Below are 17619 nucleotides of genomic sequence, written 5' to 3' on the forward strand. Positions count from 1 at the left end.
CAATGAAACCCCTCACACTCGGCGTGGTGGGCATCGACCACCGCCATATCTTTGGTCAACTTTCGGGCATGATGGAGCACGGGTGCACTTGCAAGGGCTGGTGGACCGACGGAAATCCTCAGCCCGTCGAAGGCTTTTTGAAACGCTTTCCGGATGTGCCAAGGGTTGCTGACCGGCAGTCGCTTCTGGACGATCCGGAGATCGACATGATCCTGATCGCCGACATTCCGGCGCGCCGGGCCGACCGGGCCATGGAAGCAATGCGGGCCGGCAAGGATGTCATGCTGGATAAACCCGGCTGCACAAGTCTTGACCAGCTTGCCGCGCTCAAGGCGTGCGTCGCTGAAACCGGCCGCATCTGGTCAATTGATTTTTCGGAACGTTTTGAAGTGCCCGCCGTTAGCAAGGCGGCAGAGCTGGTCAAGGTCGGGGCCATCGGTGAAGTTGTTCAAACGGTCGGCCTCGGTCCGCATCGGCTCAACCGTCCGACGCGGCCGGACTGGTTTTTCGACGACAAGATGTATGGCGGCATTCTTGCGGATATCGCTTCGCACCAGATTGACCAGTTTCTGTTTTTTGCCGATGCCCGCGATGCGGACATCGTAACTTCTTCTGTCGGCAACTTCGCCAATCCGGATGATCCGGGTCTTCAGGACTTCGGCGAAATCCTGCTGCGATCCGGCAACAAGCAGGGATACATCCGCGTTGACTGGTATACGCCCGACGGTCTTCCAACCTGGGGCGATGGCCGTCTCGTGATCACCGGCACCGAAGGACAGATCGAGTTGCGAAAATACGTCGATATCGCCGGTCGCGACGGCACCGATCACGTGTTTCTCGTCAACAAGGACCGCTGCGAGTACATCGACGCCTCCGGCGAAGACCTTCCCTATTTCGCGAACTTGATCAGCGACGTGAACAATCGAACGGAAACAGCAATGACGCAGGCTCATTGCTTCAAGGTCATGGAACTGGCCTTGAAGGCACAGGCCGGGGCAACCCGTCTGGGGTCGTTGCAGTGACTTATCGGGTTGCAGTTCTCGGAGCCGGGATCGGTATCAAGCACATCGACGGTCTGCTTCAATTGAGTGATCGCTTCGAGGTGCGCACCGTTTGCGACTTGAACGAGGAACTGGCTGAAAGCCAGGCGCTGCGAACAGGAGGGACGACTTCGACATCGATCGCCGAGGTCCTCGCCGATCCCGATATAGATATCGTCGACATCTGCCTTCCGCCGGTCATGCATGGGCCGGTCACGCTTGAGGCGCTGGCGGCGGGTAAGCACGTCATTGTCGAAAAACCGATGGCCGCATCACTCCAGGAGGCTGACCGTCTTGCCGAGGCCGAGCGCACGTCGGGGCGGCTCATTTTCCCAGTTTTCCAGTATCGGTATGGCCGTGGTCTTCACAAACTCCGCCGCCTGCAGGAGGCAGGTCTCGTCGGCGCACCTCGGGTTGCTTCCCTTGAAACCCACTGGAACCGGCAGTCGGACTACTACGCCAACCCGTGGCGTGGAACGTTCGCTCATGAACTGGGAGGCGCGGTTTTGAGCCATGCCATCCACATTCACGATCTGATCTCGCTCCACTTTGGACGTGTGACCGAGATCTCCGCGATGCTGAACACCTCGATCAACAAGATCGAAACGGAAGACTGCGCGGCGATCGCCATGCGCACCGAAACCGGAGCCCTTGTCACCTCTTCAATCACGCTTGGCGCAGCAGATGATACGTCCCGTCTGCGCATGGTGTTCGAGCACGTGACGGTGGAAAGCGGACAAGTGCCCTATGCGCCAGGCGAAGCCGAATGGCAGTTTTTGGCGCGCGATGAAGATCGCCAGGCAGAAATAGATGCCGTCCCAGGCGCTGCTGACCTGCCATTGGAAGGGTTCGCCGGATACTTTGAAGCGATTGCCGATCATCTTGACGGAAAAGCGAGCCATGCCGTGACCTTGTCCGCCGGCCGGGACTCGATCGAGCTGGCGACGGCCATTTATCACGCAGACCGGACCGGCAATCGGGTGCCCCTGCCCCTCGACCGTTCGTTGTCTGTCTGCAACGGCTTCAAGCCTTCGGAACACACATAGGCTTGGCCGCGTCACAACTCGCGACAAGCCAGCAGCACCGTTGTCGCATTTTTGTTAAGCCAATTCGAAGGGTCTCCGCCCTTTGAATTGGTGCGCCCTCAATCAAGAGTGAGAACGTCACCGTCGCCGGGTGGGCGGTTGTACGGCACCAGCAGTTTCTTCGCTCCGGTGGCATGGTCCGCTTGCTCAAACGGCCAGACATAAACATCACCCGTTCGCGGATCGGTGATTTGCCGCGCGGCATTGTGCGATGATGCTTTCAGGATCGCCTCGATCTGTTTCTCAGTCGGGTTCCGGACCGGAGTAAAGGGCGGCGACCGCTCGGGATCTGTCATGCCTTGTCGCTTCCGTGAAAGAGTAAGAAGTGCTTCCAGATTGGCAGCCCACAAGTTCAATCCAATGTCGCCTCGGCAGGAGGAAGAGCCGGGATCATCTCGTCCAGGATCGCTCCCGCCTCGTAGCCCAATAGATCGACTTCCATCCGCTTTGGATCCCCGAAGGCCCAGGCACCGACGATCCTCTGCATGCGGGTGTAACCGGCATAGTCGATCATTTTGTCCTTGCCATGGGTATCGACCGCGAAAAGCACCTGCCCGGCCGCCACCTTGTCGGGCATCACCCGCTGCAGGTAGAGCTGCACGACGTTGACTGCTCTGACATTGGGGCCGCCATGGGTCACCACATAGGTTCGGGCCCACGCGTCCGCATCCAGATCCTTGCGTGCCGCGGAGACCGCACGATGGAGCGAGTCGAGTTCGGTCCGTGCCGCATCGCGCATGTTGGCAGCCCAGAGCGGACGCATGTCGTTGATTGCTTGAGTGACCTCTGCCCGCGTCAGGTTTTCGTCCTTCAATGCCTTGTCGATGAAAGCACCCGCCATCGTGAGCATGTCCCGCTGTTTTGCGAGCGTGTCTTTCGGAAGGTCGAGCCCGTCGATCACCGCAAGAAAGCTGTCGATCTCACTCCTGATGGTCGTGAAATCCTTCGTCATCCTTGTCATTGCCGCGTCATCGTCAGGCCACGGCGTCACCGCCCCGATGATCCCAAGCAGGACATGTGAGACGGATTTGAGCTCGTTGTACCCCGGCCCGTCTCTGGGATAGGACTTCTCACCGTTCTCCGACACAACGGTGACGTTTCGCGCAATAATCATGACCGGCCGCGTCTTCGCGGTCAGTTCTGTTTGGCCGCGACGCAGAATTGAGAGCATTGCATGGTTGAAATCCTGCATCGCGGCTTCGGCTTTGCTCCGATCGGAAGACACCTCGCCTGAAGCTGCTGCAACCGGTGGTGAAACGGCCAGAAAAGAGCAGACAAAGGCGGCCCGCAGCATATCGAAATTCCCCATTTCCCCCTCCCGAGTTGTTGCTTTATGTCTTCAGGCCTCGCACCGTGGCGCTCCCTGGCTCAAGGGTCCCTGGTCGGTTCAAATCGACGTTTCCGAAACCGAAGTCAGTTCCTGAGACTCTTCGCCTCTGGCGAACGGGTCTCTCACGACAAAATCAGTGGGTCCTCGCTGTACGACATGGCCTAAAGAGTTTGTGGCGCAGAAACTCTGCCGAGCGCCTTCCGCTCTTAAGTGCAAGACCAAAGGAAACAATACCGTATTTGGCCCTGTCAACACAGCAGGATCGCGAACACAACGGGCACAGGGGTGCCCTTCTCCCTCGACCGCCCTCGGGCTATCAGCAGGGTTTTCGAACCGAAAAGAGAGCAGATTAATGCTGACGGGAATGGACTGTCCGGCTCGCCAAAAACCATTGAGCCGACGCGACGATGGCGGATGCTGACGCCAAAGGCACGAGACGACATGGGAAACCTTTCAATGCACCTCGTGTCGCGTCGCCAATTTGGCAATCTTGATCAAGAAGGTATCAAGCTGCTTTTGCCCCGAAGCCTTCGAAAATACGCAAAACCTTTTGCGCCACGGCTTTCCCGAGGTCGTGATTGTTTTCGGCGGTGAAGTGAATGCCGTCGCATCCGTCTGTCGAAATGAAATCGCCCGCATTCAGGAATTCAACTTTCATGAAGTCCGCCATGTTTCTGTATTGCAGCGCGAGCTCGGTCGACTTTTCATGAGCCCCGCCAAACATGCCCTGGAAATATGGGTGCGGCATCGGCGTCAGTGGTGGTGGCGCCACGACCAGGCATTTTGGCGCCGGATACGGTGTGCCGATTCCTCCGGCCGATGACAGGACCTGCCCGACAAGCTTCGCCATTCCATAGGCAATGTCATATGGCGTCCGATTGAAAAACGGTTTCGTGTCGTTCGTGCCCAACATGATGATCACCAGATCAAGCGGCAGATGGCTCGCAAGGGCGGAAGGCAGATAGACACTGCCGTTCAATCTTGGATCATTTGGGTCATCGGCGCTCGTCGTCCTTGCGCTCAAGCCTTCTTCGATCACCTGGTAGGCATCACCGAGATGCGCGGCCATGGCACCAGTCCAACGATCTTTGAAGGGGTAACGATATGTTGGCGCCCCCTCAACAACGGGAATCCATCCCCAGGTAAGGGAGTCGCCAAAGCACAATACCGACTTGGTCTCAGTCATGTTTCCTCCATTGAATTTGATGTTCGGCTATTTGGAGCCGGCGGTTTTCAGCCCGTAGAAGATCGCGGCCAACAGGATGATCGCCCCCTGAGCCACGAGCTTTCCAGGTTCATCGATGTTGAACGTGGTCATCACGACGAACAGCAGAGCAAAGGAGAGAACGCCGAAAAACGGCCCCCAAACGCCGCCCTCTCCCTTGCCGAAAACGACCCCTCCCAGGATCGTTGCCGCGACTGCAAGGATGGGAAGATCAAGCCCGATCCGGACACTTCCCATCACCAGTGATGACGTTTGAACGAAGGCGGCAATCCCTGCCATCAGCCCCGCCAGCGCATGTGCGAGGATCACGGTGCGTTCGACGGGAACGCCTGAAAACCGGGCAGCCGTTGGATTTTCTCCAACCGACATGACGTTGCGGCCGAACACAAACCGCTTGAGCAAAACCCACATCATGAGGCTGAGCACTATCCAGAACACAATCGGGGTCGGGATTGTCCAGAGTTTTGAATTGTAAATCTCGTTCAAGAACTTTGGTACGGCCCCGGGGGGTTTGCCGCTCGCCAGAAACTCAACCGCGCCGATGACAATGATGTTCATCGCAAGCGTTGCGATGACAGCCGAAACACGGCGAATGCCGACCATGTAACCGTTGATAAGGCCGATGCCGACACCGCTCGCGACCGCAAGCACGAAGTAAGTGACAAGGGACGCATCGTGAAAGAAGCTCGACGATATCAGGTAGTTGACGAGAATGATCACGCTCCCGCCCGACAGATCGATCGAGTTCACGCGCATAACGAGCAACTGTCCGAGAACCAGGATACCCAACGGCACGACTTGCCGAATGAAGATCCCCATGATGTTCGTATTCAGCATGTGCGGGCGGGCGATCCAAAGGACCAGCAGCAAAGCCACAAAAACGAAATAGGCCGGCGGGATACGTGACAGCCGTGCAAAGAGGGAGTTGTTCAGCATCGCGGCCATGATCAGAGCCCCATCTTTTTTCGAGACTGGAGGCCAACGACGAGAAGCAGGATGCCCCCCTTTATGGCCGTTTGAACGAATGGAGAAATGTTCGCAAGGTTCATTCCGTTTGCGAGCAGAGCCATCACAAGGGCGCCGATGATCGTACCGTGCAAACTGCCCACGCCGCCCGAGAGCTGCGTGCCGCCGATGGCAACCGCGGTTATGGCATCGAGCTCAAAATTCAGACCGACATTCGGGTCACCCGAGACGATCCGGCCGGCCAGGAACACGCCGGCAAGCGCTGCAAAACAGGAACAGGTGACGTAGGCCAGCAAGACGTTGCGTTTGTCGGCAACTCCGAAGTTATGCGCTGCATCTTCCGCACCTGACGCCCTGCCACCACCAATTGCAAACAAATGAAGGCCGAAGCGCGACCCATGGATAAGTTTCCACGCAATCACGAAAGTGAAGATGCCCCAGAAAACAGGAAGGGGTACTCCCAGGAATGCCCCATTTACCGATGCAATGACGATGTCCGGTATGTCCCCACCGGACACGGGCCGCAGAATGCGCGCGAACCCGAGGATTATGAACTGCATTGCGAGAGTGGCGATGATCGGATGCACATTCAGGCGGGTCACAACAAGACCGTTCGTCAGCCCGATCAAGGCAGCCAAAACAAAAACCCCGGGTATCGAAATGTAGGCTGGAGCACCCAGGGCCAGAATAGCTGTTGTGAAACTGATGACGGAACCGACCGATAGGTCCAGCCCACCGACGAGAACAACAACCATCATGCCGATCGCGGTGATGATCAGCGGCATTGCCTGCGCGATCAGATTGAGCAGATTGCCGGTCGACAAGAACTGCTCTGTGTAGACGCTCAACAGGCCCGCGATCAGGAAAAGAATGATTAGCGCCAGGAACCAGCGTCCCTGTCTGCTGTTTCGACCGGACAGAAGCGAACCAAAGCTTGTTTTCAAGCGCTCGCTTGCCTCGGCCGGTTTCATTTGATCGCTATGCACCAAGTGCGGCGTCCAGGATTTTGTGTTCTGTTGCATCTTTTGCTTGCATGTTGCTGACGACAGTGTTGCCGTGGATGACATAAATCCGGTCGCTCAGACCGATGAGTTCGATGGTTTCCCGCGAGAGAACCAGAACAGCGCCGCCTTCATCTGCGAAGTCGCGCAAGAGTTTGTAGATTTCGGATTTAGCGCCGATATCGACACCCCTTGTGGGCTCCTCGATCAGGAGCAGGTCCATGTTCGCCGCGAGATACCGGCCCAGAAGAACCTTTTGCTGATTGCCTCCCGATAGAGAGGTGACGGGCGCGTTTGGACTTGCCGCCTTGACATTCATGCTCGCCATCGTGTCGTGCACTTTGCCGCTGAAGCTCCGGGCCGGCTGGAGCTCGGAGACCTTGGAATGGAGCGCCATGGCAATGTTGTGACTGATCGACAGGCCTAAAAACAAACCCTCTTCCTTGCGGTCCTCCGGAACGAAGGCCGCACCGTAAGAGCGGAGGCGGCGAATTCCATTTGCCTCGTTCGCCGGCAGCGGGAGCTGGCGTCCCCGGATGGCAACGTGACCTGCGACGGGATGGAAGAGCCCGATCAGCGCGCGCAAAAACTTCTGCTGGCCCTGACCTTCCAGACCCGCCAGCGCGACGATTTCACCGCGATGCACAGCCAGTGAAAACGGACGCGAACCGGCGGCAATCTGAAAATCGGTGACTTCCAACAGCCGTTCGCCGAGATTTTCGCTTCGGTTGGGAAAAAGGTCTTCCAGCTCACGCCCGACCATCATTGCAATTAGGCGATCCGGGGACAGATCCGCGATATCTTCTGTTCCAATGACCTGTCCGTCTTTCAGGACGGTGACCGTATCGCAGATCTCGAAAATCTCATCCATGCGATGTGAAATATAGACGATGGCCTTGCCGGCATCCCTCAGTCGCCGGATGTGGCGATTCAGCACCTCCACGTCCGCTGCATTCAACGCCGCTGTTGGCTCATCCAGTATGAAGACGCTCGCATCGGCCTTGATGCCATGGGCGATTTCAACAAATTGGCGTTCGGCGATCGAAAGTTCAGAAACCAGGGACGAAGGGTCCAGTGTCAAGCCGAGTTCCTGCAGCGCACGCCGCGTCTCGGCGTTCATTTTGGCGTAATCCACGGTTCCGAGACGGGTCACGGGCTCACGTCCTAGAAACATGTTCTCAGAAATCGTCAGATTGGGAAGGAGGGACAACTCCTGAAAGACAGTTGAGATGCCGGCATCCAGGGCGTCCTTCGGATTTGCGAACGAGACCCTTGCGCCATCTTTATGGATCTCTCCGCTGTCGGGCTGGTGGACCCCGGCGAGGATCTTCATGAGTGTTGACTTGCCGGCGCCATTCTCGCCCATCAGGGCGTGAACGCTTCCGCCAAACAATTCAATCGAAACATCCCAGAGAGCCTGGCTGCTGCCAAAGGCCTTCGAAATGCTCGTCATTTTAATCAGTTGGGCCAATTTGACGAACTCTCGCTATCAGGTTGAGGACTGGCCGAAGGGGCCCGGCAAGGGACAACAAAGTCCTTTGCCGGGCAGTGAAACCCGGTCGGGTCTCGGGAGTGCTCAGTTGCCGTAGAGCTCCTGCAGCTTTTCTTCAGGGAGTTCCGTCGGCCACCAGACCGTCGGCGCGAGATCAGCTCGGTAGTACTGTTTGGCCTTTTCCAGGTCCCAACCTTCAGGGTTGTAGTCGTAGTGTTTCTTGAGCTCTTTGCCTTCCAGAAGCGCTATGGCTGCGCGCACGCCGGCAGCACCCTGCGCCGGGCTGTATTCGGCGGAAATGGAATCAAAGCCGTTACCTGCTTCCTCTATCCACTGCCCAAAAAATCCGTTTAAGCCCTCACCGGAAATCGGCGGGATTGGAGAAACGCCAAACTGGTTGAAAACGTCGATGCAAGCTCTCGTCATGCCCGCGCCTGAAGACCAGATACCGTCGACGTTGGGATCATTGATAAAAAGGGTTTCGCAGGTGTTCTTACCCTTGTCGTAGACCCAATCCGCATGCTGCTCGGCAACGATCTCTATGTTCGTGCCTTCAAGCGCTTGCAACAGGCCCTTGTAGCGGTTGGTGTCCTCCGGATGACCAGCCAATCCGCGCAGAACCCATATCCTGCCCTCGCCTCCCAGCTTGTCGACGAGAAAGTCGCCCATCACCTTGCCGAAATGTTCCGCGCCACCCTGGATTTCGGTCGTATAGGCATCTGTCTCGACACGGCCAGTGTGAAGAACGACCGGAATGCCGGCTGCGACCGCCTTTTCGATCGACGCGTCCGCTGACGTCGATGTCACCGGTTGCACAATGATTGCATCGACATTCTGGGCAATGAGATCCTCAATATCGGCAACCTGTTTTTTCTGATCAAAACCTGCATCGAGCAGAATGAATTTTTCCACGCAGTCATGCGCGGCGGCGGCACCCTCGGATTCATGGGCCACCTGCACAGTCCATGTATTGGCGTTGACCCCGAAGTGGCTCATGCCAATGGTCCAGGGACAATCCTTCTTGAAACTGCCAGCTGCAACGACGGGATTGTCGCCAGGCGCTTCAGTGACGCCGGCCATCAGATTTATTTCTGATGCAAAGGCCTGGCCTCCGAGGAACGCGGCCGCCCCCAAAAAACCTGCGGCGACTGTGTTTCCATGTTTGTTCATCTGCTTTCCTCCGTGACATCGGCTTTCCAACCCGTTCAGTTCCTCCACGCTCCTCGTCGGCACTGATGCGAAGGTCTCTTCTCGGGGATACGTGTCTGACAAATTGCTTTTGGGAACTTGCTCAGCCCTCCCAACCGATTTGTCCTTTTTCCTGGCTTTCGCGACCTTTCGACAAAGCTGCCCCGTTCACGGAAACCATTGTTTCCGCGCTCGAAATTCAGCTGTTTTTCAAAGTTCGAGAGAACTCCTCCGGGGCCTTAACAAACACGCAAAAAACGCCTTGTCAATACTTAGTCATATTGATTGATTAAGTCTCAAGCTTGCGATTACGGTGCTCCGATGTCATCTTGTCGGCCAAGAAGAATTCGCGCATGCAGTGCTAAAACACTCATTCAAAACACGTTTTTCCAGGGGAGCGATATGCGGTCGGTATTGTGTTTCGGAGACTCAAATACGCACGGTCAAATGCCTGGTGGAACACCTCTTGACCGATTCAACCCCTTCGAACGATGGCCAGGTGTGCTGAGGCGCGAGCTTGGTCCCGATTGGTATGTGATCGAAGAAGGCCTCAGCGGCAGAACAACGGTACATGATGATCCGATAGAAGGTGCTCTCAAGAACGGCAGAACCTATTTGCGGCCGTGCCTGATGAGCCATGCAATGCTTGATCTTGTCATTATCATGCTCGGCACGAATGACCTGAAAAGACGTTTCAACCAGCCGCCTTCTGAAGTCGCGATGGGAATTGGTTGCCTTGTGCACGACATAAAGGAATTGGCACCTGGTCCCGGCGGCAGCGTTCCTGAAATCATGATTGTTGCCCCCCCTCCCATGCAAGACGACATCAAGGAGTGGGAGTCCATCTTTTCTGGCGCGCAACCAAAATCCAGAAAGCTTGCCCTTGAGTTTGAAATCATAGCCGACTCGCTCGAAGTTCACTTTTTCGATGCCGGCAGCGTCATTGAAACCGACCCATCGGACGGGTTTCATATCAACAAGGAAGCACATGAGGGCCTCGGTGTCGCACTTGCCAGAGAAGTTGAAGCAATTGGGTGGTTGAATGAGGTATGACTGTTCAGGATCAGGCATAGGGACTGCGTTCAATGCCTGACATGCGATTTGCACCACCCAACCCCATCCGCATCGCGGACCGGGCAAGCGGGCTGAATGCTGTAAGCGTTCGCAGCTACAACGAACGACTTGTCCTGTCTTTATTGCTTCAAAACGACGGCATCTCGCGAATGGAGATTGGCCAACGAACCGGACTGTCTGCGCAGACGATATCGGTCATAGTCCGGTCATTGGAAAAAGAAGGTCTCGTCGCAACGGGCAAGGCGCAGAAAAGCCGCATGGGACCGCCAACGATCCCCTTGTCACTCAATCCGGCCGGTGCCTATTCAGTCGGCATTAGTGTTGGCTACAAGCAGACGAATGTTGTTTTGATCGATTTTGTCGGTTCGGTTCGATTTCACACCACGCTCCCAAATCCGGAACCTGACCCTGCAATCAACCAGACCGAGTTTCTTGAGACGATAAAGGCAGCAATCGGTGCGCTGCCGGCAAATACGCATGATCGGATTGCAGGCATCGGTCTTGCCCTCCCGGAAGACCAGTACGAACTTGCGCACGCCCCGAACGGCGCGCTCGAACGCTATGAAAGCCTTCGCGAGGAAATCGAGGCCCATATCGGTATTGATGTTTACGTCCAAAATGACATCACAGCCGCAGCAGGTGCGGAAAATCTGTTTGGAGCAGCGAAACCGCTAACGGACTATCTTTTTTGCTATCTCGGAGCGCGCCTGCACAGCCGGCTCGTGATCAATCACCAGATTTTCAACAGTCAATCGACCCAGAGCTTCGATGTCGGACTTCTCAATCTCGAAGCCCGACTTCAGGCAACAGGACTGGAAGCTGATGTGATCTGGGAAAGGAGCGCAGACTGGCCCGATCTGGGTCCTGCGGAGAACGACTGGCAAAATGCCTGCGTTGCACAAATCGCTCAATCGACAAATGCCCTGAAGCAATTTGTCGATGTTAAGACGATCGTCTTATCTTCCTACGCGCCTCACAAAGTTTGCCAGAACATTTGTGATCAGCTCGACGATATGCTCCCCGATGTGACCGCCATTGCTGGAACACTTGAACTTTCTCCGAAAGCAGTTGGTGCGGCGAGCTTGCCCTTCAGCTCAAAGTTCATGGTGGAGTAAGAAGGTTTGACTTCCTGACGTGCTTGCCTCCTTCCTTTGAGCGCAAACACCCTTGATTTTCGCAACCTCTCACAGCGTTGATTCAAGCAGTTGTTCTCTTGCGCACCTGAGGGGTGAAAGGGGCCTAGTTCGAGGGGCTCAGCCGTGACTCCTGTGCTGCACTTTGCCTCCATGAGTTCGGATCCACCCCCCCTCTTCCACGCCATGCGCACCAATGGCGTTCCGAGACAAGACGCGGCCGTTTCCGACTTGCCGTCAGGGGCACTCTTTAAGTGAAAAATGGGACCGGTGATCGCTTTAGACTGCGGGAGCGATCACCGGTCAAGTTTCAAGAGAAGGAGGTTTCACGCCCTGCTCTTGGTCGGGAGGGAACAGTTGCGGCAAGCTCTGAGCAAGCGGACCAATTTGATTGGCAGAGCGGTTGGAAAATTCCTGGTGACACCGCCCCCTTCTGGTCTGAAAACATCAGGCAGCCATGCTTCTTCGCGGGACAAGACTGGAACGGTCGTTGGTTCCTTTTTCGTAAACAAAGGTCAGAGGTCTCTGCCGACCCCTGACCAGATATTGCGACGCCGGCGATCACAGATTTCCCGCACTCATTTCACGGGCAATGTGATCCGCCTGACGGATCGCGAGAGCAACGATCGTAAGCGTCGGGTTCTCGGCCGCTCCTGTTGTGAATTGAGAACCGTCCGATATGAACAGGTTGGCGATGTCATGGGTTTGCCCCCACTTGTTGACCACACCGTCCCGCGGGTTCTCGGACATCCGGTTGGTGCCGAGGTTATGCGTGGAGGGGTAAGGCGGTGTCGGGAAAGTCCGTGTCGCGCCAACTGCCTCGTAGACCGCCGCACCTTGCTTGTAGGCATGGTTGCGCATCGCGATGTCATTGGGGTGATCGCTGAAATGCACATTGGCAACCGGCAGGCCCCATTGATCCGTGACGTCGTGATTGAGCGTCACCCGATTGGTTTCCTGGGGCATGTCCTCGCCGACCAGCCACATGCCGGCCATGTTTTCGTATTGGTCGAGTGCGGACGTGAATTCGCGGCCCCAGGCTCCCGGATCGAGGAAAGCCGCCATGAACGGTATCCCGAGCGCGAGGGTTTCCATCTCATACCCGCCGACGAAACCGCGGGACGGATCATGGCGCGATTCATCCTGGATAATCCCGGCCATCGTCGTGCCACGCCACATCCGCACCGGCTTGTCGAATACGGCATAAACGGATCCTGTCATGTGCCGCATGTAATTTCGGCCGACCTGCCCCGAAGAGTTCGCCAATCCATCGGGGAACAATGCCGATGCCGAATTGAGCAACATGCGCGGAGATTCGAAGGAGTTGCCAGCCACGCAAACGATGCGGGCTTTTTGCATCTGCAGGTTACCGTCCTTGTCGAAATACTCGACACCGGTCACCATTCCATCCGGATCATGCTCGATCCTGGCGACGTGGGAGCGTTCGCGGACTTCCAGATTACCGGTTGCCTCGCCCCGCGGAATGTCGGTGTAGGCGGCTGACCATTTCGCCCCCCACTTGCATCCCTGGAAACAGAAGCCGGTTTGCTGGCAAGGCGCACGTTCGTCAAAGTCCTCGGCATTGATCGCCATCCGTCCGGTATGAACGTCCGTGTAGCCGAGCGCGCGGGCACCTTTCTCGAACACGAGGTAATTGTTGTTGCCAGGCAGACCCGGACGGCCATTGGTGCGCGTCACACCAAGCTTGTCCTCGGCCTTGGCATACCAGGGGTCCATTTCTTCCGCATCGATCGGCCAGTCGAGCAGGCTTGCGCCCTGAACAGCCCCATAAGTTGTCGCAGCTTTCCACTCATGCGGCTGGAAGCGAAGGGACGCTCCGGCCCAGTGGGTGGTGGTGCCGCCAACGGCCTTCACGATCCAGGCCGGGAGACCGGAAAAATCCTTCGAAACCCGCCAGTCGCCACTGGTTGTGCGCGGGTCGACCCAGGCAAGCTGGCCAAAGCTTTCCCACTCGTCGTTGACGTAGTCTTCAGGCAGGTAGCGCCCGCCTGCTTCAAGCGCGACAACGCTGACGCCCTTCTGTGCCAGTTCATTGGCAAGAACGCCGCCACCAGCGCCAGTTCCAATAACAACGACAACGGTGTCGTCATTCAGATCAAATGGTGCAGCCATAGTTCTGTCCTCCCCTACGGCTCAAAGCCAGTTGATGTCGTTGAAACCGCGGTCGACGTAACCGCCTTTGGAATAGCTTTCGCCCTCGTATCCGAAGACTGGCCAGACTGCTTTTTGATTGTAGAGCCCGGTGACAAGGCCTCCCCTGACCTTCTGGAAAAACGCGCTCTCCTCCATGTTGCGCAGGATATCCACCCGGTCGCGCTCCCAACCGGCGCCGAGATAGCCATCGTGTCCCTTGCCCTGTGCCGCCGCGTCCAGCGCTGCAATTCCAGCTTCAACTTCCTCGGCAAGATCCGCGTTGTCGTATCCCTGAACTGCAATCACGTAGAACTCGTCGGCAATACGGTCGTGCGGATAGATGTCGCGTGCCATCTGCACAAGCGTTGCGAAGGTTTCGGGTTTCAGGGTGGTTACTTCCGCCGCCCAGGCCGCGTCTCTTGCGGCAATGAAACCGGACCCGATCACGAATGAAGCACCGACTGCGCTTGCCCGCACAAGCAACTGCCTGCGGCTGAGGCCTCGCGGCCCGTCTGCCTTGTTCATTTCCTCTCCTCCCTCTTTTTTACTATTTGAAGCGGCCTCCCCGTTCGAGCACCTCGATCTGGTACCCGTCTGGATCCGCAACGAAGAAAAACCGGGCGACAAGGTCTCCTCCAGGCGCGAAATCGACCAGTTTTCTTGGATTGAGCCCCTCGGCTTCAAAGCGAGCGTGTTCGGCATCGAGATCCGTCACGGATAAGGCGAAATGACCGTATCCATCGCCTATTTCGTACGCGGCGGTCTGTGACTTGTTTACCGTGAGCTCAAGCTCGAATTCGCTTTCCGGATTGCTCAGGTAAATGAGTGAGAATTCGGGAAAATCCAGGCGATCCTTGACGGTCAGACCGAATGCCTTTTCGTAGAAGACAAGCGACCGCTCCTCGTTCAGAACGCGGATCATGGAATGAATTGCTTTGGCCAAACGACCACCCTCCCGCTGCCGTGACTAAGCGGAAGGTTAAAGAGCGCAAAAATGGGTGGGTGGTATACCTATACCACCTGGAGTTTTTTCTCCGGCTTAGCGTCTTCGAAAGCCTTGGGCAGCATTTCCGAAACCGAGATACCGGGGTTGATTTCGATGAATTTCAGGCATGCGCATCGCAGGAGTGACGTAAAGTTTGTCGGCTCGCCGCGCAACTCCAGAACTTCGGAATGCAGCGTCGAGATGAAGGTCGGCGTCGAGACATTGTCGCGCCGCGCGATCTCGTCAATGATCTCCCAGAATGCGTTTTCCAACCGGATACTGGTGCTTTGACCATTCAGGCGCATGCTGCGTGCTTGCGTGGCGTAGCGCTCGGGGTCCTGTCCCGCAAAGACCTGACACATTGGTGTTCCTCCCGGTTTCAGTTTTGGCCTGCACAGCGGTCACACTTTGCAAACCTTTGCTTTTGTCCCAACACAATATTATGAGCCAGGGACTGCCTGAGCGCCAGTCTGCATTCCTGGAATCAAGATCGATCTGTAGGCTGCTCTATCGCCCTCGCCAACTTGCTGGCTTCTCTGTCATTGACCGAAAGAAAGCCCTTCAGCTTGCGCGCCGCTGTCGAAATGAGTTTTTTTGGCCGGGAACTCAACTGCGGTCGTGAATATTGAAAAGTCCATCTGGATTTGAACCAATTCAATTTTCCGCAGCCACTTACAAGAAAATTTTTAGTAATACAAAATTTTACATCGTTGTTACGAAACAAAACAGTTTCTGAACATAATATTAATCGTTGATTTGTTTCGATATTTTCTATATTTTACTGATCTCAACATTTTCGACCGATTAAGCACAACAGTGTGAACGGGACACTTGGAGACCGGCAGATGAAAGCCTGCCAACTTCTGCTGTCGCAGATCTAAAGACGGACGCCGGAACAATCTGCGTGGTACCTCCCGGTCTGACACCGAGTTCCTCTGCGTCACGAAGAGGTCGCCTTAAACCTATCTTTTTGCTGAGCAATTTCCGGAGAAGAGGTCACAAAACACAACGCAGTTTCAAAGCTGTGCTTCCGAACACCTGCCAACGGACGCGACGGATCAAAACGGTCAATCACAATCAAAGAGTACTGGGGATGACACACACAATACCGTCAGGAAACTACGAAACAATTCTCACGATAATCAAAATAGAAGACGGCATTGAAGTAAACAGATCTTCAATCAGATCCACTGCAGCTGTCAGCATACCTCAACTCGGCAGCATCTTTTCGCTCCATGATTTTGTAGACGGAAAACAAATGTCTGGAGTGGTGACACGCGTCCGGCACAAGAACGTTGTCAACAAGGGCCCTGTTTTCAACGGTTCAATCGAGGTGACGCTCGTTTAAAGGCGCGAAAACTCTGACCTTCGGGGGCTTTTCCCCTTAACGGTCAAAATGCGTTAGTTCATAGACGGCGAACCGTTCCGTCGTTTCAGACACAAAAGAAAACCTCCGCTTTAGCCGGCCGCTCGCGGCGAAACCCAGTTTTTCCAAAAGCAAAATTGAGCCTAGGTTTGAGGGATGAACCTCAGCGATAACAGAGCGGCCCGAAGACTGCTTGAAATGAGTCTCGACAACCCACCTCACCGCGCTGCTGGCCACCCCCTGACGCCAAAATTTGCGAACGACCCAAAACGTCAATTGAGTGGACAGCGAGATGATCCCCGCAAACTCGCCATTAAGCTCAATCACCTTGGAAACCTGATCAGAACCAACCAGAAAATTCAGGTATTCCCCCAACGACCGGTCATCCGGCGGACAGGGTAAAGCCCCCAGGTGTCGCGCGACACTTTCATCGGAAAGCGCCACAGAGATCGCCTCGGCATCCTGCGCGCACGGTGGCCTCAATCGAAGCAGGCCAGCGCCCAAATCAATTTCAACAGTTTCCGGAAAAACTGTAAAGTTTTGTGACACTTCTTCAATCATTACTTGCGCGTTCCGATTAGGAAAATTTACTTCCGCCTACACTAATAACGAAAAATAGTGTTCAAAAACAATATTTTATGTCTTCACCAACGACGACAGTCAGGCAATGAACACGCCAGACTCGAAAGCCGTCGGCGGATGTTTTTGTTTTTGTTCCAAAATAAACAAAATAAAAAAAATTAAGTGTTTTAACGAACAAATGATGGACATGTGCAAATTTTACAAGTAAAATAATTAGCAATCAAGATAATGCTTTCGGTAATATAAACTAATTACTCGTTTAAGCTACCGATCAGCAACGTTAAATAGGGAGAGCAAGACCTCGCGTCAGCACCGCATTGCGGAAGCATCACACGTAAACTGCTCAAAATTTTCCCCATATCACCGAGTTATTGTTTGCGGTCATCCGTCGATTATTTGGTGATAGGCCGGAACAACAAGAAGCTGCTCAATTGCGGCAACAGTCTTAGTTGCGAAAATCTAATTTGATGACACCAGCACTAAGATGAAACCTGGGAGAGAATTAGTTGGTTGAGATATTCTCCAAGAAAGATGGGCCACGACGCGAGGACGTCGCCGCAAAGCGCCTGATCAACGAAAACAGAACGACCATTCACAGGCTTGCCGACCAAATCAGCAATGGCGGCTTCACACGCTCACGCCAGCTCATGAAACAAGCTCGAGAAGAGCCAAAGCCGGATGGTCTCGTCTTTCATTTCATGGACAACTCACCAACACAGGCAGAACCGGAGCCCCGTTTGCGCCGGAGCCCCAACGGCAGGGTTTTCGTAATGGACACGAAAACCGGAAAACAAATGCTGTTTCTCGGTGAGTTCAGAGATCGGGGGGCGGTTCGCTATTTTGCCCTGGCGACCAAACAGAACGGGTTCATTTCTCCCGTCGATGCGGACATCGAAGACACATTGGCCACACTTGACGGGGTTGTCATCGAAACCGCAGAGATTGAGGAAAAACTGCTGGAGGTCATCCGCGAGAGGCTTCAGGTCCCCTGACGCCTT

Annotated in this window: 17 protein-coding genes; 5 read left to right on the top strand and 12 right to left on the bottom strand. The window is 55.3% G+C overall.

Features of this window, described 5'->3' with window-relative positions:
* The first annotated feature begins 2 nt into the window (after positions 1-2).
* The gene (locus RBB47_RS08585; RefSeq protein ID WP_305985356.1) at positions 3-1022 is read left to right on the top strand and encodes a Gfo/Idh/MocA family protein; all 1020 of its coding nucleotides are present in this window, start codon (positions 3-5) and stop codon (positions 1020-1022) included.
* Complete coding sequence (locus tag RBB47_RS08590) at positions 1019-2086, top strand: Gfo/Idh/MocA family protein (RefSeq protein ID WP_305985357.1); 1068 nt, start codon at positions 1019-1021, stop codon at positions 2084-2086. The genes RBB47_RS08585 and RBB47_RS08590 overlap by 4 nt, the downstream gene beginning before the upstream one ends.
* Before the next feature lie 98 nt (positions 2087-2184).
* On the opposite strand, the gene RBB47_RS08595 is transcribed toward RBB47_RS08590, so the two are convergent.
* The 7 genes from RBB47_RS08595 to RBB47_RS08625 form a co-directional block, all read right to left on the bottom strand.
* Positions 2185-2421, bottom strand: coding sequence for a hypothetical protein (locus tag RBB47_RS08595; protein ID WP_305985358.1), 237 nt, complete (start codon positions 2419-2421; stop codon positions 2185-2187).
* Between the two features lie 56 nt (positions 2422-2477).
* Positions 2478-3434, bottom strand: coding sequence for a hypothetical protein (locus RBB47_RS08600; protein ID WP_305985359.1), 957 nt, complete (start codon positions 3432-3434; stop codon positions 2478-2480).
* A 526-nt stretch (positions 3435-3960) separates the two neighbouring features.
* Complete coding sequence (locus RBB47_RS08605; RefSeq protein ID WP_305985360.1) at positions 3961-4641, bottom strand: SGNH/GDSL hydrolase family protein; 681 nt, start codon at positions 4639-4641, stop codon at positions 3961-3963.
* Positions 4642-4668: 27 nt separating this feature from the next.
* Positions 4669-5625, bottom strand: a complete 957-nt coding sequence (locus tag RBB47_RS08610) for an ABC transporter permease (protein ID WP_305985361.1) — start codon at positions 5623-5625, stop codon at positions 4669-4671.
* A 2-nt stretch (positions 5626-5627) separates the two neighbouring features.
* Positions 5628-6617 (bottom strand): ABC transporter permease, encoded by a 990-nt coding sequence (locus tag RBB47_RS08615; protein WP_371932762.1) that lies wholly within the window; start codon positions 6615-6617, stop codon positions 5628-5630.
* Positions 6618-6624: 7 nt separating this feature from the next.
* Positions 6625-8118, bottom strand: a complete 1494-nt coding sequence (locus RBB47_RS08620) for a sugar ABC transporter ATP-binding protein (RefSeq protein WP_305985363.1) — start codon at positions 8116-8118, stop codon at positions 6625-6627.
* A gap of 105 nt (positions 8119-8223) precedes the next feature.
* Complete coding sequence (locus RBB47_RS08625; RefSeq protein WP_305985364.1) at positions 8224-9309, bottom strand: substrate-binding domain-containing protein; 1086 nt, start codon at positions 9307-9309, stop codon at positions 8224-8226.
* Positions 9310-9729: 420 nt separating this feature from the next.
* Between RBB47_RS08625 and RBB47_RS08630 the strand changes: the two genes are divergently transcribed.
* Together RBB47_RS08630 and RBB47_RS08635 are read left to right on the top strand one after the other, a co-directional pair.
* Positions 9730-10380 carry an SGNH/GDSL hydrolase family protein gene (locus RBB47_RS08630; RefSeq protein ID WP_305985401.1) on the top strand — a complete coding sequence of 217 codons (651 nt, stop codon included), beginning with the start codon at positions 9730-9732 and terminating at the stop codon, positions 10378-10380.
* Between the two features lie 32 nt (positions 10381-10412).
* Positions 10413-11516: an ROK family transcriptional regulator gene (locus tag RBB47_RS08635; RefSeq protein ID WP_305985365.1), complete on the top strand. Its 1104-nt coding sequence runs from the start codon at positions 10413-10415 to the stop codon at positions 11514-11516.
* A 579-nt stretch (positions 11517-12095) separates the two neighbouring features.
* Here RBB47_RS08635 and RBB47_RS08640 read toward each other — a convergent pair.
* The 5 genes from RBB47_RS08640 to RBB47_RS08660 all read right to left on the bottom strand — a co-directional run bounded on the left by RBB47_RS08640 (position 12096) and on the right by RBB47_RS08660 (position 16600).
* The gene (locus tag RBB47_RS08640; protein WP_305985366.1) at positions 12096-13667 is read right to left on the bottom strand and encodes a GMC family oxidoreductase; all 1572 of its coding nucleotides are present in this window, start codon (positions 13665-13667) and stop codon (positions 12096-12098) included.
* Positions 13668-13688: 21 nt separating this feature from the next.
* Positions 13689-14213, bottom strand: a complete 525-nt coding sequence (locus RBB47_RS08645; protein ID WP_305985367.1) for a Twin-arginine translocation pathway signal — start codon at positions 14211-14213, stop codon at positions 13689-13691.
* A gap of 22 nt (positions 14214-14235) precedes the next feature.
* Positions 14236-14631: a VOC family protein gene (locus tag RBB47_RS08650; RefSeq protein ID WP_305985368.1), complete on the bottom strand. Its 396-nt coding sequence runs from the start codon at positions 14629-14631 to the stop codon at positions 14236-14238.
* Between the two features lie 68 nt (positions 14632-14699).
* Positions 14700-15035 carry a ribbon-helix-helix domain-containing protein gene (locus tag RBB47_RS08655; RefSeq protein ID WP_305985369.1) on the bottom strand — a complete coding sequence of 112 codons (336 nt, stop codon included), beginning with the start codon at positions 15033-15035 and terminating at the stop codon, positions 14700-14702.
* A gap of 1022 nt (positions 15036-16057) precedes the next feature.
* Entirely contained in the window at positions 16058-16600 is a 543-nt protein-coding gene (locus tag RBB47_RS08660; RefSeq protein ID WP_305985370.1) for a GNAT family N-acetyltransferase, read from the bottom strand.
* Positions 16601-17127: 527 nt separating this feature from the next.
* Here RBB47_RS08660 and RBB47_RS08665 point away from each other — a divergent pair.
* Entirely contained in the window at positions 17128-17613 is a 486-nt protein-coding gene (locus tag RBB47_RS08665) for a hypothetical protein (protein ID WP_305985371.1), read from the top strand.
* Positions 17614-17619: the final 6 nt, after the last annotated feature.

Source organism: Roseibium sp. MMSF_3544, from assembly GCF_030732845.1.
Classification (GTDB): domain Bacteria; phylum Pseudomonadota; class Alphaproteobacteria; order Rhizobiales; family Stappiaceae; genus Roseibium.